Below are 17608 nucleotides of genomic sequence, written 5' to 3' on the forward strand. Positions count from 1 at the left end.
GGGGTGTCAACGTGCGGACGACGCCGGGGCGGCGGGGGATGGGACTGACGTCACACGGGTTGGCCGGCGAGGCCGCGCAGTACCTCCGCGATCGCCCCCACGTCCCCCTCCGCCCCCGAGGCCACGTCGATGACCAGGTCGTACGCCCTGTCCTGGTCCACGCCGGCGAGATCGACCCCGTTCACGGCGAGGAAGACCGCGGCGGCGAGCCATGCGGTGCGCTTGTTGCCGTCGACGAGGGGGTGGTTCGTGGCGAGGGCGTGCAGCAGAGCGGCGGCCTGTTCATACAGGTCCGCATAGGCCGCCGTACCGAACATACGAGCGCGCGGCCGATGCACCGCCGAGGCGAACAGCCCCGCCTCACGCACCTCGGGCGCCCGGCCCCCGAAGGCGATCCGCGCGACGTCGGTCGCTTCGCCGACGGTGAGGTACCGACGGCCGGCGGCACCGGAGTCGTAGCCGTGCGTCATTCGCCGAGCCTCCTCAACAGACCGGCGTGCGCGACGGCAAGCCGTTCGGCAGCCGCCCGCACCGGCGCACCCTCCTCATCCAGATACCTGCCCACGGCGTCCCGCAGGAGGTCCTCCGGCGAGCGGCCGGTGGCGTCGGCGAGGTCGTCGAGGGCCTGGTGGAGGGCGGGGGCGAGATTGGGGTGGGGGTGGGGGTGGTGCGGTTGAGGTTGAGGTTGAGAGGTCGGCTGGTGCATGGGGTGAGGGTAGGGGCGGCGATCACCGGCGGGCGACGGAATATCGCCGGAGTTCTGCTCTACGGCTCAGCGCTCCTCGCTGTTGCCCCGTACCCGCGTGGTCACCGAGGCCCCCGGATGTACGTCGGCACCCGCCGAGGGAGCCGTCGAGCAGGGGCGTCGAGTCGCACCACTCGACGTCACCGCGATTCCGCCCGCACCCGCGTGGTCACCCACGCCCCCGCCAACGCCACCCCCGCCATCGGCAGGAACACCGCGGCGAACGCCCCAGGATGGCCCCCGCCGCCCGCCGACCCGACGACATGCCCCACCGTGCCACCGCCCAGCGCCCCGAACGCGGCCCCGCCGACGGAGAGCAGCACGACATTCGACAACCCGTCGGAGATCTGCAACGCGGCGGAGTTGGAACCGGCCTCCGCCGGAGCGGACAGCTGGAGCAGCAGCACGCTGGTGGAGGCGATCACCAGCCCCATCCCGAAACACCCGAACGCCCACGCGACGGCGACGATCCACACGGGCACGGCATGGATGAGGACGCTCGGCGCCCCGGCGATGGCGGCGGCCACCAGCACCATCCCGACGGTCATCAGCCGCTCGCGATACGGCTCGGCCCACCCCCGGGACTGCACCCACGACCCGAGCGCCCACGTCCCGCCGCCCGCCGCGAGCGAGAACCCGGCCAGGGTCGGCGACAGCCCCCGTTGCGTGACGAGCATCAACGGCACGAAGGACTCCGCCGAGATGAACGACCCGGCGGCCACCCCGCGCAACAGCACGACGGAGGGCAGCCCCCGCGCCGCCCGGTACGTCCCGCGCGGCAACAACCCGAGCACGGCGGGCACGAGCAGCGCGACGCCGGCGGCAGCGGGGAGCAGGGAGAACCACCGCACATCCTGAGCGGCGTACTGGAAGAGCCCGGCGCCGATGGAGATCCCGAGGGCAAGCCGGATACGCCGCCGGTCGAAGGAGGCGGACGGCTCACCGGTATCGCTCACCGGCCCGGCCGCCCGCCGCCGTATCTGAGGAAGGGCGAGGGCAAGCGGAAACACCACAAGCACGGGAATCCCGAGGAACACCCACCGCCACCCCAGATGCTCGGTCACCGCCCCGGAGGCGAGCGGCCCGACGACGGACGGCACGACCCAACTCGCCGCGAACGCGGCCATGATGGCGGGCCGCAACCGCTCCGGATAAGCCCGCCCGACGACGACATACAGCGCGACGATGACCAGCCCGCCCCCCAGCCCCTGCACGGCCCGCCCGAGAATGAACACCCACATGACCTGAGCGGTCCCGGCCACCACCAACCCGGCGGCAAAGGCCGCGATCCCACTGGTCAACGCCCCGAGCGGCCCCCGCCGGTCCGACCACTGCCCGGCGAACACCATCCCGAACAGGCTGGTCGTGAAGTACCCGGAGAACGCGAACGCGTACAACGACACCCCGCCCAGCTCCCGAGCGGCAACCGGCATCGCCGTCCCGACCGCCGTCGCCTCAAAGGCGATCAGCAGAACAACGGACACGATCCCGACACTGAGCGCCCGATGCGACCGCCCCAACACGGAGTCACGACACTCGTCGGCCAGGTCAGGGGCGGTGTTCGTGACACCGGCGTCACGAGGCTCAAGGACGGTCATGCCCGCCAGCGTAAGGTCCACGGGCCGGGTTGACCCCTGTCGGAGGATGGTCAGGGGCTGAGACCTTGGTCGTACGACCACAGGTACCGCCCACCCATTCGTGAACGGCGTATGGCAGTCCCGTTGCACCACCCCAGGCCCCCTTGTCGAGGCCCACCCCCCGCCCATACGGTCAACTCACCAAACACGGCCGTGTGCCCGAGTGGTTCAGGGACTCGCCTGCAAAGCGAGTTACGCGGGTTCGATTCCCGCCACGGCCTCCACCTTCATGGATGACCTGCGCGTTTGCACGTTGCGGAGTGTTTCCGACGTCTGGGACTCCTCCACCGGACAGGGCTACGTCAGTCGCTTGGTCCACCGCCGACCGACCTGGCCAGAGCGCCACATGGCGCAGAGGGAGCCACCGTGCCGGCACGTGGCACCGCTGAGAGTGATCGACGGACGCTCAGCCACGGATGCGCGCACGGCCATGCTCGATGAACTTGACCTCCACCTGAGCACGATCACCAACAGGTACGGACGGCCGTTCCAGCGCAAGACCATCAACGCGTACCAGTCAGGTGACTTCACCGCATGTGACGTGCCTGCTCTCAACCGCCTCTTTCGTTCCGGACTGGTAAGCGGGTCCGTTTGCGCGGTATCGAGCCCGGGACTGGACGGCGTTCGGTCGCCGGGCCCTCGACATCGCGCCGAAAGTCACCCTGGTCAGGCACGTCAGAGGAACTGGAGCACCTCGGCCAGCGCACCGGGACGCTGCTCAACGGGCAGGGGATCGACCAGGTGGACCCGGCATCCCAGCGTGGCGGCTCCGACGTCCGCGACAGGCTCGTCTCCCACCATGAGTGCGTCGCCGGGCGCCACTCCGAGCTCGTCGCACGCCATCTGAAAGATCCGGGGATCGGGCTTCTTCACCCCGCGCTCGAAGGAGAGGAAGTAGGCGTCCACGAGGCCATCGACACCGTGGTCGCGGAAGACAGGGCGCATGTCCCAGCCGATGTTGCTGATGACAGCGACCGGGATGCCTCGCCCGCGCAGGGCGCGGAGGGTTTCCTCGGTGTCGGGATAAGGCAGCCATGCCCCGGACACTTGGGAACGTTCATACAGGGCCTCGGCCAGGTCAGCCGCGGGCAGTCGCGCTTCCCGGGCAAGGGCCGTGAAGGCAGCCCGGTGCCGTTCGGCGGTCAGATCGCGCTCCCGCCACAGCGCCTCCAGATGGGGCGGCACTGTGCGCGGAGGAACCCCTCCGGGCTGGGCCCCGAACTCTTCCAGCCGGCTGACGCACGCGTCGAGTTCACCCTCGGGCACGTCCAGACCGGCCTTCGTTGCCACCGCGCGCAACCACTGCGCGGCCGATTCGATCCGGAAGAGGGTCCCGGAGAAGTCGAACATCACACCTTTGATCATGCGGCCGATCCTGGCGGCGCCGACAAGCCGGCCGCAAGCCCGAGACGATCAAGAAGCGGAACCACCCGATCGAAGTGGGGCCGAATCACCTCGCTACAGCGGCGTGAATCACACCAACACGCCCCGCTCCTGGGTCGCTGCCGTATCCGGCCGCAGGTGGCCCGCCGCCCTGGGCGACTTCCAACGAGGGCGCCATCTTCCTTTTCTTGGCTGATCTGGTCAGTGGCGTGAAGGACCCGGAAATCGTACGCGCGTGCGGCGATCGGACCCTATGATCACTCAGCCCCGGCATCCGCCGCGGCCGCACCCGCCTCCGAGACAGGCCGAAGTCGATGACGAGTACCGCCCGCAGAGCTCCCCGGATCCTTGTCCGTTCCGCACAGGTGGCGATAGCCGTGTCCGCTGTGGCGGACGTGTTCCGCGCGGCGGCGGTCCGGGACGACCACCTGCACCGCACGGGCGCGTCCGAGTCCGGCTTCGTCTCCATGGTCTTCGTCTATCTGACGACTCTCGCGATCGTGCTGTTCCTCGTATGGCTCACCCAATCCCGGCGCAATGCCCAGGAGTTGACGCCCGGGGCCTCGGTTCCGAGCCGGGGCCGGACGATCGGCATGTGGTTCGTTCCGTTGGTCAACCTCGTTGTCCCTCGCGGGATCGTCCTCGCCATCGGGCGCGCGAGCTCCGCGTCCTGGGCGGAGAAGCGGGACACGGCCCTGGTGAACGCGTGGTGGGCCGCCTGGGTCGGGCACGCGCTGGTGCTCACGGTCGCGAGCCGCGTGGCCCCGGGTTCGATGGCCTTCCTGGTGGTGGAGGAGGCACTCATGATCGCGGCTGCCGTACTGGCGGGGCTGGTGATCGAGCGCGTCACGGCGCTGCAGAACGCCGCGCTCGGTGCCACCGTTCCCGCCGACGCCGAGCCTCTCGCCCAGGCCTGAGGTGCCACCCTTCCCTGCCCTCGGCTGAACTCCCCCAAGGCGCCTCGGACTTACCCCTCCCTCGCTACCCGCGCCCGCCACAGATCCCGCAACAGCGCGATCTCCGCCATGTGGTGAATGAACTCCAGGTTCGACCCCGCCAGTACGGCGACGTACGGGTCGTCGGGATCCGAACCGTACGGGTACTGGGAGAAGCCGACCACGTCCAACTGGTCCTCCGTGACCGTCGCCACGGCCGCTCGCCAGCGGTCTATCACCGGCCAGAAGCGGTCCAGGGTCAGGGCTGCGGAGGGGCTGAAGTCGACCATCCGCTTCGGGTCCCGGCGCCGCTCACCGAACGTCCACTCCCACGCCCCCGCGAACTGGAAGTGCAGGTGCCCCAGGCGCCAGGCGATGGTCGTGATCGGGGTCGTGTCGGGCTCCGGCTCGCCCTCGTGGGCGAGGATCTGCTCGACCCGCTCGACGCTCACGCTCCAGTCCTCGGCGATCTTGGCGACGGTCATGCCGTCGGCGGCCTGGCGGGCGACCTCCGTGTACTCGCTCGCCGGGATGTCCGCCGCGCCCAGGTCGAGGACCCACTCCCCCGGTCCGAACGCCCTCGGTGTCACCGCCTCGCTCCGGCGTCGGAGTGACCAGCAGTCGGGCGCCGGCTCCCAGAGGTACTCCTCGTCACCGAGGCCCCTGAGCCGGACCTGGGCCATCTCCCGGGCCTTGTCGAACTGCTCCAGGAGCACGCTCAAGCGGTCGGTCCGTGTGGTCCCGGTGTCCATGTCTGGTTCCCCTCGCCCGCGCGCCGTCCCGCGACGCGCACCCCACCCCGGTCAGGTGGAAGGTAGCCGCTCACCTCACCCGGCACGAACGAATTCCCCGGCCGCCGAGCACCCGCGTCACCGCACCGGCGCGGCCAAGGGCCCGGCGCGGTGCATCGACAGCCGCCCGCGCGCGTCACAGCACCCCGCCCGCCTCGTCCTGGAACGCCTCCGTCCAGTAGTGCGGGCCGGCCGTCCGCGCGCCCGTCCCCCTCGGAGACACCCCGGTCGGATCCACCTTCGACAGCGTCTGGAGCATCGTCGTCGCCAACTGGTCGTACGCCTCCGCCGTCAGCTCACCCGACAGGTCCGCGTCTATCGCCTTCTCGCGGTGGAGCAGCCACAGGGTGAAGGCCAGGGTCGAGACGTCCGTGTTGAGCGGAGCCAGGGTCGCCTCCGGCTCGCTCCAGGTCAGGATCTCGCCCGTCGCGCCGTCCACCACCAGGCTGTTGTCCTCGATCAGGTAGCCGAGGCGGATCAACTGGTCGGCGCGGGGCGGGAGTTCCTCGGTGGGCGCGTCCTCGTAGAACTCGGTGAGGGTGGGGAGCGGAACGTCCGTGTCGAGCTGGAAGAGGAACGCGTCCTCGGGCAGGCCGGTCTCGCGCAGGAAGCGGCGGGTCGGTTCGTGGGTGAGCGTGGCGGGGAAGTCGACCTCCTCGAAGCGGGCAACCGCGCCCTGGCCGAACTCCTGGTCCAGCAGGCGGGCCGGGATGTCCAGCGTCAGCCCTGACGTCGTGCCCGGGCCCGCCACCAGGGCAAGCGGGCGGATCAGGGCCGCCGCCTTCCAGAACGGGGGCACCTCGCCGTCCGTCTCCGACTCGAAGACCGCGAGGAGTTGGCGTGACGCCTCCGCCGCCGTCTTCGTGCCGTGGCGGCCCTCGTAGGACGCGAACTGGCCGCGCAGGTCCGTCAGTTCGTCCGTCGTCGTCGTGAAGCGGGCCAGCGTCTCGATCGACGGGGCCAGCGGGCCGGACTCCATCAGGTCCGGGCGGTCCTGGAAGAAGTAGGTCGTCGCGATCTCGCCCGTCTCGCCGTCCAGCAGGATCGACTCCGCCTCGCCGCCGTCGGGTCCCCAGAGCGCGCCTATCACCAGCTGGTCCCGGAGCTCCTCCGCCAGCGGGGCGGGGTCGCCCAACGAGTCCGCCACCGTCCGCAGGCCCTCCCTGCGCAGCTCCTCGAACGTCAACAGGCCGCTGTCGCCCGGCAGTCCGGGACCCGTCAGCCAGCGGCGCGTCGACTCGTGCGTGATGTACGGATCGAGGTCGTCCTCGGTCAAGGTGATCATGGTCGCCGTAGAACCGGCGTAGGTGCTGCTCATTGTTCCCCCGTGCGTGAATCTTCCCCGTGTGCCACCGGTGTCCCGCTGTCTCCCCACTGCCCAAAACCCTACGCGGCACCACTGACAATCGCCCTGACCAGCGAAAACGCCCACAGGGCCCGGAGGACGCGCGACGTCCGAGACGTCCTCACCTCATCAGACGCTCAAACCACCCGGGAACGTTCCCGTCCCTCGATGATCGCGTCCACCGTCTCCCCCACCGTCAGCGCGGAGTTGTCCAGCCACAGCCCGATGCGCGGGGTCCGCGTCCGCAGCCCGCGGTCCAGTTCCTCGACCGTCCACGCGCCGTATCCGGTCTTCGCCCGGCCCGCCTCCCGTGCCGTCACGGCCGCCGGGGTCGGCGCGAGGACGATCACGTGCAGGGGGCGGGTGCGGATCAGGTCGACGTACGTCGGCAACTCCGGGCCCAGCACCACGTCCTGGACGATCGCCGTGAACCCGGCCTCCGCGTACGCGTCCGCCGTCGCCGCCGACAGCCGGTACCGCAACCGGAGTTGGGACTCCCCCTCGCCGCCCGCACCGGGGACGTACTCCTCGCGCCCCGACACGACCATCCGCCGGAAGACGTCACCCCGGACGTGCGCGGCCCTCGGCAATCTCTCCGCCAGCGCCTGCGCGACCGTCGACTTGCCGGAGGCCATCACGCCGGTGATGAGGACGACCCCCTCGAACACCGTCACGCACCGGCCGCTCAGTACCCGTACTGGCCGCTCAGTGCCCGTACTGGCCGTACTGATCGGTCGTCGCCGTCACCACCGCCGCCTGCGGGCGGATCGGCAGGCGGTTCACCGGGCGGCCCGTCGCCGCGCGCACCGCCGACGCGATCGCCGCCGGGGACGTGACCACCGGGACCGCGCTGACCGCCTTCGCCCCGAAGGGGGCGACCACGTCACGCTCCTCGACGAGTTTCACGATCTTGATGTCGGGGGTGTCCAGGGCGGTGGGCAGGGCGTAGCCGGTGAGGTCGGGGTGGCGGATCAACCCGCGCGCGGTGCGCAGGTTCTCCGTCAGCGCGATGCCTACGCCCTGGGTGACACCGCCCTCGATCCGGGCGACCAGCTGGGTCGGGTTCAGGATGCGGCCGACGTCCTGGGCGAGGGCCAGCTCGACGACCCGGACCGAGCCGAGTTCGATGTCGACGTCGACCACCGCGCGGATCGCGCAGAAGGCGAGCCCTACGAAGGCGTCGCCCTGGCCCGCCTCGTCCAGGGGCTCGGTCGGGTGCGGGCGGCACTGGGCGGTGGCCCAGAGTTCCTTGCCGTCCAGGGCCTCGGTGACGGTCGTCGAGAGGACGCCGTCGTAGGAGGTGATCTTGCCGTCGGTGATCTGGAGCAGCTCGGTCGACATCCCGAACTTGTGCGCCAGGGGCTGGAGAAGCTGGGTGCGGACCATTTTCGCGGCGCGTTCGACGGCGCCACCCGATACCCAGGTATGACGTCCTCGGCAACCAGGGCCGGCGGGCGGCTGATCGGTGTCCACGGGGGCGACGTGCACCTCGTCGATACCGAGGGTCTCCTGGACGATCTGCCGGGCGAGCGTGGTGAAGCCCTGGCCGGTCTCGACGGCCGCGCACAGCACCGTGGCGATGCCGTCGTGGACCTTCACCGTGGCCGTGGAGACCTCGTCCGCGCCCTCGGCGCCGAGCATGTGCACCATGCCGAGGCCGTAGCCGACGCCCCGGCGCACCGCGCCCGGTTCGCCCGCGCCCTCGGGGCCGCCGGGCAGCAGCCACTCGTCCTCGGGGGTGTCCTTGGGGAGCTGCGGCAGCGGGAAGTCCCGTACGGCCTGGAGGAGTTCGGCGACCGGCGCCGGGCAGGTCACCGTCTGGCCGGTCGGGAGGACGTCACCGGTGGCCATGGCGTTGCGCAGGCGCAGCTCGGCCGGGTCCATGGCGAGCTTCTTGGCGAGCTTGTCCATCTGCGCCTCGTAGGCGGCGCAGACCTGCATGGCGCCCTCGCCCCGGACGTGTCCGGAGGGCGGGTTGTTGGTGCGCACGGCCCAGCCCTCGATGAAGGCGTTCGGGACGACGTACGGGCCGCAGGCGAAGGAGACCGCGGCGGCCAGGGCCTCCGAGGAGGTGTCGGCGTAGGCGCCCGCGTCGAGCAGCACCTGGGCCTCGACCTTGACCAGGCGGCCGTCCTCGTCGGCGTGGTGGCGGTAGCGCAGGAGCGTGGGGTGGCGGTGGGTGTGGCCGAGGAACGACTCCTCGCGCGTGGCCGTCAGTTTCACCGGGCAGCCGGTCTTCAACGCCAGCAGTCCGAGCGGGAGTTGGAAGCCCTGGTCCTCGCGGTCGGCGGTGGCCCCGGGGACGCCGGTGACGACGACCTTCACGCGGTCGGACTCCAGGCCGAAGCAGGCGGCGGCCGTGTCGCGGTCGTTGTGCGGGTCCGTGGAGGCGATGTACAGCTCGACCCCGCCGTCGGGGCGGGGCACGGCGAGACCGGCCTCGGCGCCGATGGGGGCGGGGTCCTGGCGGCCGATGCGGTACAGGCCCTCGACCACGATGTCGGCGGTCGCGTCCGGGTCTCCGTGGCGCAGCGGGATGTGCCGGATCAGGTTGCCGTCGGGGTGCAGCGGCTCGGCCTCGAAGGCCTGCTCCGGGTCGGTCACCGGGTCGAGTACTTCGTACTCGACCATGATGGCGGCGGCGGCCATCCGCGCGGTGTCCGGGTGGTCGGCGGCGACGGCGGCGATGGGCTCCCCGTGGTGGCGCACGACCTCGGAGGCGAACACCGGGCGGTCGGCGGTGCCCCGGCCGTAGCGGTCCCGGCCCGGCACGTCCTCGTGGGTGATGACGGCCCGGACGCCGGGCATGTCCCGCGCGTGGGACGTGTCGACGGACACGATGCGCGCGTGCGGGTGCGGTGAGCGCAGGACGGCCGCCCAGAGGAGGCCCTCGGCCCACAGGTCGGCCGCGTACGGGAAGGTGCCCTCGGTCTTCGCGCGGGCGTCGGCGGCCGGGAGCGAGGCGCCCAGGCCGTGGCCCGGCAGCTCCGGGGCGGGCGCGGCCTCCGTGGTCGCGGTGGCGGCTTCGTTGCTCACGCCTGACCTCCGTCCTGGCCGTACACCTGGTCCTGCGTGCGCGGGGACTCGAACGCCGACTGGTGGACGCCACCGCCCCCGGGACCCGCCTGGTGGGGAATACGCGCCTCGTCGCCGTCCGACTCAGGTTCGGCGGCAGCGGCGTGCGCCTCACGTTCGGCGACGACTTCCTGTACGGCGTCCAGGACACCCCGGTAGCCGGAGCAGCGGCACAGGTTGCCGCACAGGGCCTGGCGCGCCTCCAGTTCGGTGGGCGCGGGGTTGCCCTCCAGGAGGTCGTGCACGGTCATCGCCATACCGGGCACGCAGAAACCGCACTGCACGGCACCGCACTTGGCGAGCGCCCGCTGCACGTCCGAGGGCTGCCCCTCGACGGCGAGACCCTCGACCGTACGGACCTCGGAGCCGGCGGCGGTCACCGCGGGCACCAGGCAGGAGGCGACGAGCCGTCCGTCGACCTGGACGTTGCAGGCCCCGCACTCGCCCTGCGAGCAGCCGTCCTTGGCGCCCGCGAGGCCGAGGCGCTCGCGCAGCACGTAGAGCAGCGACTCGCCGATCCAGGCGTCGGTGACGGGCCGGTCGGCGCCGTTGACGCGCAACACGTAGGAGGCGAGCGGGTGTTCCTCGCCGGGGATCTTCGGGGCGGGTTCGGCGGCCTCGTCCGATGCGTCGGCCTCGACGGCCGTCACGGGCGCCTCAGCGGCCTCCGGAGCGTCGTCGGCACCCTCGGCCGCGTCGACCGCTGAGGACGCCTCAGCGGGCCCCTCAGCGCCCTCCGCGGCCCCTTCGCCGTCGTCGCCCGCACCCTCGCTCCCGTGAGCCGACTGTGCGTCGGCCGCGGCGAGTTCGGCGGCGGTGTCGTCGTGGCGGTCGGCGCGCGCGTCGCCGTAGGGGTCGCCGGGGGCTTCGGAACGGGTGTGTGCGTACGGGTCGCCGGGTTCGCCGTACGGCTGCCGGGTCGCCTCGGCGGGCGGGCGGGTGGCGGCCTGGGCGGACACCTCGCCGGTCGGGTGCGTGCCGGACCGGTCGGCCGGGTGCTCCAGGCCGCGTCCGTCGGTGTGCTCGGCCGGCCGCTCCACCACTCCGGTGTCCGTCGCCTGCTGCGCCCAGTTCTGGCCCGCGCCGTCCGTCGCCCAGGGCGCGGGCGCGCCGCCGGGCAGGGTGGCCGGAGGCGTGCCGCCCCACTGCTCGACCAGGGCCGAGGTGGTGAACTCACCCGATTCGTCCGGGAGATCACCCCCGGCGACGGGGATCGACCACTCCCCGGTCACGTCACGGCCGGGAGCGGCGCCCGCGTCCGGCGCGTTCGTGTCCTGGAAGGTCCACTGGCCGGTGGACCCGGGGCGGTACGAGAACTGGTCGCCGCCGGCCGTGCCCTGGTGCGGTACGGCGTTCGGGTCGGGCCACTGGACGCCCTCGGCGGGCACCGCCCAGGACCCGGACGACGACGGGTCGGCGTCCGGGGCGGCCTCTATGGGCGGCGGCACATAGCCGTGCCCCGGGGCGGCCAGGAGGGCGTCGATGCCCCCTTCGGGGAGTTTCACGAAGGCCGTGGCGCCGTCGTCGTAGTCGCCCTGGGGCAGCGGGTCCCAGCGTCCGCCGCCCTGAGGGGCGCCCTCTCCGTGCTGGTCGTCGGTCACGACAGCGCCCTCCCGAGTGCTCGTCGGGCCAGTGCGGCGACGGTGCGCCGCAGGTGCAGTACCGCGGGCGGAAGCTGTTCCACGGACCCGTCCTCGGCCGGTACCGGGTCGGGGATGCAGGCCGCGGCGACGTACTCCCCGAAGGCGCTCAGGGCCTCCGGAACGATCGTGCGGCTGTTGTCCCAGTCGATCAGCCGGGCCACCCACTGCTCGGCGTCCAGCGGTCTGAGCGGCATCGGCGCTATGGCTCCGACGGCGCACCTGACCCCGCGCCGGGCCGGATCGAGGACGACCGCGACGGACGCGACCGAGCGCCCGGGGCCTGTCCTGCCGGTGGCCTTCAGGAAGACCTGCGGGGCGTGCAACAGCGGCACGCGCACGAAGCCGATGAGTTCGCCGCCGCGCAGCATCTCCACGCCGGCCAGGAGGTGCGACACCGGGATCTCCCGGCGGGCTCCGTCCTGGCCCGCGATGATCAGCGTGGCCTCCAGGGCGGCCAGCACGGGCAGCGCGTCCCCGGTGGGCGCGGCCGAGGCGATGTTGCCGCCCAGGGTGCCCGCGTTGCGGATCTGCGGCGGGCCCGCGGCACGCGCGGAGGCGGCGAGCGCCGGGATGAGCGCGGCGAAGTCGGGGCGGCCCATGCGGGCATGCGTGAGGCCCGCGCCGAGCAGCGCGTGCCCGTCCTGGTACTGCCAGCCGCGGATCTCGCTGATCCGGCCCAGACCGACCAGCGCGCTGGGCCTGAGCTGCCCCGAGTTGACGGCCGCCATGAGGTCCGTGCCGCCGGCCACGGGAACGGCCGTGGGCAGGGCCGTGAGCGCCGCCACGGCCTCGTCCAGCGTTGTGGGCAGCGTGACGGACTGCCCCGCCTGCGGTGCGTGCGTGGTCAAACCGGCTGCCCCTTCCCGCTGCCCCACCTGGTCCCACCTGTTGCTGCCGTACGGTACGTGCTGACAGGGCGGACGTGGCAACTCTGGCACATCTTCGCAAGACCCGAGCGCGGGGGTCCGCAAGGAGGCATTCGCCCGCCCCATCAGGGAGATGGTCCGTTTTCGTACGGCATCACCGGTACGCGTGGATTGCCACTCAACGGTGACTCCTGGGGGCTTTTTCCCTTACGGGTTCTACGCGTTCGGGGCGGCCCGTCCTTGGGGCGGCCGAGCACTCCGGGGCGTCGCTGCCACGGCAGTGGTCCGGTGGGCGGACGGTAGGCGACCCCCAGGGCGTCGAGTCGCGCGTAGTGGGCGGCCATCCGGCGCTCGAAGTCGGCGAAGTCCCGTTCCGCGGGCGCCGGGAGAGCACTCCAGGCGACCTCGGCGAAGGCCGCGAGCCGGGGGAACGTCTGGTAGTCCACGCGTGCGTGGTCCTCCATCACCTCGGTCCACACGTTGGCCTGCGTGCCCAGCACATGACGTGCCTCGACCTCGGTGAGCTGCTCGGGAACCGGCTCGAAGCGGTAGACGTCCTCCAGGGTGCGCACATGGGCGATCGGCACGGGCTCGTCCTCTCCGGGGGCCTGCCGCCAGTCCAAGTACACGTGCTGTTCAGGGCACATGACCACGTCGTGCCCCGCGCGGGCGGCGGTGATCCCGCCCTCGTACCCGCGCCAGGACGACACGACCGCCCCGTCCGCGAGCCCGCCCTCCAGGATCTCGTCCCACCCGACGAGCCTTCTCCCGCGCGCGGAGAGCCACTTGTCGAAGTGTCCGATGAACCAGGACTGCAACTCGTCCTCGTCCGCGAGCCCGAGTTCCGCGATGCGCGCCTGCGCGGTCGCCGACTGCTTCCACTGGTCCTTGAGGCATTCGTCGCCGCCGACGTGAATGAACTCCGAGGGGAACAGCTCCAGGAGTTCCTCGAACACCCCCTCGTAGAACCGCAGGGTGTTGTCAGTGGGGGCCAGTACGTTTGGGTTGATCCCCCAGGTGTCCCAGACGGAGAGGGAGTTGGTGTCGATGACGTCGGTGTTGCCGAGTTCCGGATACGCGGCGATGGCGGCCTGCGAGTGTCCCGGTACGTCGATTTCCGGGACCACGGTGATATGCCGCTCGGCCGCGTACGCGACGATCTCCCGGATGTCGTCCTGCGTGTAGTAGCCGCCGTGCGGCTTGTCGTCCCACAGCGGTGAGGCACGGTGGCCGAATTTCGTGCGCGCCCGCCAGGAGCCGATCTCGGTCAGCTTCGGGTACCGCTTGATCTGTACGCGCCAGCCCTGGTCGTCCGTCAAGTGGAAGTGGAAGACGTTGAGTTTGTGCGCCGCCATCAGGTCCAGGTAGCGCAGTACGCCTTCCTTGGGCATGAAGTGCCGGGCCACGTCGAGCATGAGGCCGCGCCAGCGGAAACGGGGGGCGTCGCGGATGCTGACCGCGGGTAGTTCCCAACGGCGCTTCGAGGTGACCGGGGCGCGGCGGAAGGCCTCGGGGCCCAGGAGTTGACGGAGGGTCTGGGCGGCGTAGAACAGCCCGGGTTCGTCGGCCCCCCAGAGGTGGACCAGGTACCCGTCGACGACCACGGTGTACGCCTCGGGGTCGTCGGACTCCCCCGGGCCGACGCGCAGCATGATGCGGTTTCCGCTGTCCTTGTGAGGCGACAGGGGCAGTCCGGTCGCCGCGCCGACGGTGGCCCGCAGCCACTGCGCCACCCGCTCGGTGCCGGGGCCCGCGTCGATCTCGGTCCCGGCGTCGAGGACATAGCCCACTCCCCCGCCGGGCAGCGCGTACCCGACACCGCTCGGCGCCGGAATCAGTTCCGTCTCTGAAGTCACGTCAGGCACATCAGTCACGTCAGTCCTTAACCGCTCCGCCCAGCCCCGAGACCAGACGTCGCTGTACGAGTACGAAGAACACCAGCACCGGAATCGTCATCACCGTGGAGGCCGCCATGACCCCGCCCCAGTCGGGATCGTCCGGCTTGTAGAAGACAAGGAGGGCCATCGGCAGGGTCGACTGGGAAGTGTCGCTGATGATGAAGGACTTGGCGAAGAGGAAGTCGTTCCAGGCCGAGATGAAGGAAAACACGCTCGTGGCGACCAACCCCGGGAAGACGAGCGGGAAAAGGATCTGCCACAGGAATCGCGTCCGGCTCGCCCCGTCGATGTACGCGGCCTCCTCCAGCGCGTTCGGTACGGCTTTCACGAACCCCCGCAGCATCCAGATCGCGAACGGCAGCGAGAACGCGATCTGAGGCAGGATCAGCGACCCCAGCGTGTTCAGCAGCCCGAGCCCCCGCATGGTGAAGAACAGGGGGATCGTCAGCGCTTCCACGGGCACCATCTGGGCCACCAGGAACATGATCAGGAGGGTGGTCCGGAAGCGGAACCGGAATCGTGTCACCGCGGTCGCGGCGAGAAAGGCGATCAACGCCGAGACGATGACCACCGAGCACGCCACGACAAGGCTGTTGACGAAGTAACGGCCGAATTCCTGCTGCCCGAACACCCGCCGGAACGAGTCCAGAGAGGGCGCCAGCGTCCACGGCCGGGGCTCGCTCGACTCGATCTCCCCGGCCGGTTTGAAGGCGCTGAGCACCATCCAATAGAGGGGGAAGGCGACGACGACCGCGATCAGCAGCGCCGAGGCCTCGGCAGCGAGCCGCCAGGGCCGCCGGGGTCGTCGTACAAAGCCGCCAAGACCGCGAAGCAGACTCACAGTTCCTCCCCCTGCCTGCGCAGCAGCCGCAGATAGACCAGCGTGACGGCGAGCAGCATCAGCAGCATGACGACACCGATCGCCGAGCCGAGGCTGTACTTCGAGGACGCGAACGCCTGTTGGTAGGCGTACACGTTCAGCACGAGGTTCTGGCCCGCGATACCGCCGCCGTTGGTCATGACGTAGATCTGGGTGAAGACCTTGAAGTCCCAGATGACGGACTGGATGGTCACGACGGTCAGGATCGGCCGCAGCATCGGCGTCAGCACGGACCGCCAGATCCGCCACTGCGAGGCCCCGTCCAGAGCGGCGGCCTCCAGCACCTCGGAGGGCACGGCACGGATCCCGGCGTAGACGGTCACCATCACGAACGGGAAGGAGCACCACACCACTTCGAGCAGGACGAGGAAGAAGGCGCTGAGGCGTCCGTACGTCCAGGAGTGGTCACCGAGGCCGAGGATGCGGTTCACGGGACCGAAGTCCGGATCGAAGAGCAGCAACCAGACGGTCGACCCGGTGACCGCCGGAGTCGCCCACGCGCCGAGCGCGGCGAGCATCAACACCAGCCGCGGCAAGGCCCGCACCCGCGTGAGCAACACCGCAAGCGCACACCCGACAGCGAGCGTCGACACCACACACGCCCCCGCGAACAACACGGTGGCCACGAGCACTTGCCAGAACTGACTGTCCGAGAACAACGCGGAGTAGTTCCCGAACCCCTCGAAGGTAGTCGGCTCCCCACCACTGACCTGGGCCTGCGTGTACTGGAAGAACGAGATCAACCCGAGCTGATAGATGGGGTAGACCAGCAACCCCCCAAGCACAACGAGAGCCGGGGCAAGGTAAATCCAAGGAGTCGTCCAACCCCCCAAGGGGCGCGGGGAACTGCGCGATCGGCCACGGCGAACCCGCACTCGCGAACGGTCCGCAGTCAACGAGCTATTAGGCGCCACCGGTCAACCCGCGGAGCTGAACGCGGAGTTCATCTTCTTGGCCGCATCCTCAGAAGCCGCCGCCACGCTCTTCTTCCCGCTGATGACCTCCTGCAGCATCGTCGGCAACACCAGCGAGGAATCGATCTCCGACCAACCCGGCGACGCAGGCACGAACTTCGTCCCCGCAGCCAACGTCTGGACGAACGGCTTCTCGAACGGCACCTTCGCCGCAGCCGCGTCCCGCACGTCGGTGAACGTAGGCAGGAACCCCATCGCGCCGAACATGGACGCCTGCGTCGCCTTCGAGGTGAGCTGCTCCATCAGGTCCACCGCCAGCGTGCGGTGCGAAGTGCTCTTCAGGACACCGATGTTGTTGCCGCCGGCGAAGGCCGGGGCGACCGAGCCGGACGCGACACCCGGCAACGGCACGACCGCGTACTTGCCCTTGACCTTGCCCGCCTCGACAGCCGTGTGGCTGAAGTCGCCCCCGATGGCCATCCCGGCCTTGCCCGCCGCGAACGCGGTGATCGTGTCGTTGCCGCCCATCACCGCGCACTTGGCGGCGGGACAGTTGTCGCTGGTGAACAGCGAGGTGTACGCCTTGATGCCCTTCTGGGCGGCGGCGCTGTCGATCGCCGAGGTGTACGAACCCCCCGAGCTCCCCGACCCGCCCTTGGCCGTGGCGAGTTCACCCCCGTTGGCCCACACGAACGGCATCGCCCCGTACGTGTACGCGCCGCCGACGACAAGGCCGTAGAGGTCGGACTTCGCCTTGTGGATCTTCCGGGCGGTGGCGGCCAACTCGGCCATGGACTTGGGCGGTTGGAGGCCCAGGTCCTTGAAGACGTCGGTGCGGTAGTAGAGGGCGCGGACGCCGACGTAGAACGGGGAGCCGTACATCTTGCCGTCGACCGTGACGGACTGCTTCGCGGTCGGGTCGGTGTCCTTGGCCTCGCTCCACGCGCCGAAGTCCTTGGTGACGTCGAGGAGTCCGCCGTCGTGGACGTAGCCGGCCGTGTCGGTGTTGCCGTACTCCATGACGTCCGGCGCGGACTTCGGGTCGTTGAAGGCGGCCTTCACGCGCTGGGCGCGGGTGTCGATCGGGATGTACTCCACGTCGACCTTGGTGCCCTTGTGGGCCTTCTCGAAGGCGGCGACCACGGAGTCGACGACCTTGGCCTTCGGGTCGTTGCCGACCTCCTGGAAGAGCCACACCCGCAGGGTGCCGCTCTGGTCGTCCTTGTCGGAGGACGAGTTGTCGGAGGTCTGGGGCGCGCAGCCGGCGACGACAGCGGTGGCCGCCAGGAGTACGGCGAATCGGGGGGCGAGCTTCATGGAGCGTTCCTCCGGGATTCCGGGCGTGAAGCCAGGCGTGCGTTGCAACATATGCAATGGGCGTTTCGCTCTGCACAACACCACGGAGATTAAGGAGTAGATGAACGCGGCCACAAGAGGTCTCAACCACTTCGTGACACGCGAAAGGCCCCCGAAAAACCTCCGAAACACGCGAAAGG

15 protein-coding genes and 1 tRNA gene are annotated in these 17608 nt (G+C 70.6%); 2 read left to right on the plus strand and 14 right to left on the minus strand.

Going from position 1 to position 17608, the window contains the following annotated elements:
* Window positions 1-50 precede the first annotated feature (50 nt).
* The 3 genes from R2B38_RS14570 to R2B38_RS14580 form a co-directional block, all read right to left on the minus strand.
* Window positions 51-470, minus strand: a complete 420-nt coding sequence (locus R2B38_RS14570; protein WP_318016620.1) for a type II toxin-antitoxin system death-on-curing family toxin — start codon at window positions 468-470, stop codon at window positions 51-53.
* The gene (locus R2B38_RS14575) at window positions 467-706 is read right to left on the minus strand and encodes a hypothetical protein (RefSeq protein WP_318016621.1); all 240 of its coding nucleotides are present in this window, start codon (window positions 704-706) and stop codon (window positions 467-469) included. Before R2B38_RS14575 ends, R2B38_RS14570 begins: the two co-directional genes overlap by 4 nt.
* 179 nt (window positions 707-885) lie before the next feature.
* Window positions 886-2343 (minus strand): MFS transporter, encoded by a 1458-nt coding sequence (locus R2B38_RS14580; protein ID WP_318016622.1) that lies wholly within the window; start codon window positions 2341-2343, stop codon window positions 886-888.
* A gap of 188 nt (window positions 2344-2531) precedes the next feature.
* On the opposite strand from R2B38_RS14580, the gene R2B38_RS14585 reads away from it, so the two are divergent.
* A tRNA-Cys gene (locus R2B38_RS14585) sits at window positions 2532-2606 on the plus strand.
* Window positions 2607-3057: 451 nt separating this feature from the next.
* Here R2B38_RS14585 and R2B38_RS14590 read toward each other — a convergent pair.
* Window positions 3058-3747, minus strand: a complete 690-nt coding sequence (locus R2B38_RS14590; protein ID WP_318016623.1) for an HAD-IA family hydrolase — start codon at window positions 3745-3747, stop codon at window positions 3058-3060.
* Between the two features lie 395 nt (window positions 3748-4142).
* Between R2B38_RS14590 and R2B38_RS14595 the strand changes: the two genes are divergently transcribed.
* Complete coding sequence (locus tag R2B38_RS14595; RefSeq protein WP_318016624.1) at window positions 4143-4682, plus strand: DUF4328 domain-containing protein; 540 nt, start codon at window positions 4143-4145, stop codon at window positions 4680-4682.
* 50 nt (window positions 4683-4732) lie between these two features.
* Here R2B38_RS14595 and R2B38_RS14600 read toward each other — a convergent pair whose 3' ends face one another.
* From R2B38_RS14600 to R2B38_RS14645, 10 genes are all read right to left on the minus strand, one after another.
* A complete protein-coding gene (locus R2B38_RS14600; RefSeq protein ID WP_318016625.1) occupies window positions 4733-5452 on the minus strand; it encodes a DinB family protein in 720 nt (239 codons plus the stop codon).
* 175 nt (window positions 5453-5627) lie between these two features.
* Window positions 5628-6809 carry an SUKH-4 family immunity protein gene (locus R2B38_RS14605; protein ID WP_318016626.1) on the minus strand — a complete coding sequence of 394 codons (1182 nt, stop codon included), beginning with the start codon at window positions 6807-6809 and terminating at the stop codon, window positions 5628-5630.
* Between the two features lie 164 nt (window positions 6810-6973).
* Window positions 6974-7504, minus strand: a complete 531-nt coding sequence (locus R2B38_RS14610; RefSeq protein WP_318021681.1) for an AAA family ATPase — start codon at window positions 7502-7504, stop codon at window positions 6974-6976.
* Between the two features lie 37 nt (window positions 7505-7541).
* On the minus strand, window positions 7542-9872 hold the full coding sequence (locus R2B38_RS14615; protein ID WP_318016627.1) for a xanthine dehydrogenase family protein molybdopterin-binding subunit: 2331 nt from the start codon (window positions 9870-9872) through the stop codon (window positions 7542-7544).
* Complete coding sequence (locus R2B38_RS14620) at window positions 9869-11512, minus strand: 2Fe-2S iron-sulfur cluster-binding protein (RefSeq protein WP_318016628.1); 1644 nt, start codon at window positions 11510-11512, stop codon at window positions 9869-9871. Before R2B38_RS14620 ends, R2B38_RS14615 begins: the two co-directional genes overlap by 4 nt.
* Complete coding sequence (locus R2B38_RS14625) at window positions 11509-12402, minus strand: FAD binding domain-containing protein (protein ID WP_019056386.1); 894 nt, start codon at window positions 12400-12402, stop codon at window positions 11509-11511. Before R2B38_RS14625 ends, R2B38_RS14620 begins: the two co-directional genes overlap by 4 nt.
* A gap of 143 nt (window positions 12403-12545) precedes the next feature.
* Complete coding sequence (locus tag R2B38_RS14630) at window positions 12546-14276, minus strand: beta-N-acetylhexosaminidase (RefSeq protein WP_318016629.1); 1731 nt, start codon at window positions 14274-14276, stop codon at window positions 12546-12548.
* A gap of 19 nt (window positions 14277-14295) precedes the next feature.
* Window positions 14296-15159, minus strand: a complete 864-nt coding sequence (locus R2B38_RS14635) for a carbohydrate ABC transporter permease (RefSeq protein ID WP_318016630.1) — start codon at window positions 15157-15159, stop codon at window positions 14296-14298.
* Window positions 15156-16031, minus strand: a complete 876-nt coding sequence (locus tag R2B38_RS14640; protein ID WP_411978452.1) for a carbohydrate ABC transporter permease — start codon at window positions 16029-16031, stop codon at window positions 15156-15158. Before R2B38_RS14640 ends, R2B38_RS14635 begins: the two co-directional genes overlap by 4 nt.
* An 84-nt stretch (window positions 16032-16115) precedes the next feature.
* On the minus strand, window positions 16116-17429 hold the full coding sequence (locus R2B38_RS14645; protein WP_318016632.1) for an extracellular solute-binding protein: 1314 nt from the start codon (window positions 17427-17429) through the stop codon (window positions 16116-16118).
* Between the last annotated feature and the right edge of the window lie 179 nt (window positions 17430-17608).

Source organism: Streptomyces sp. N50 (assembly GCF_033335955.1).
Lineage (GTDB): Bacteria > Actinomycetota > Actinomycetes > Streptomycetales > Streptomycetaceae > Streptomyces.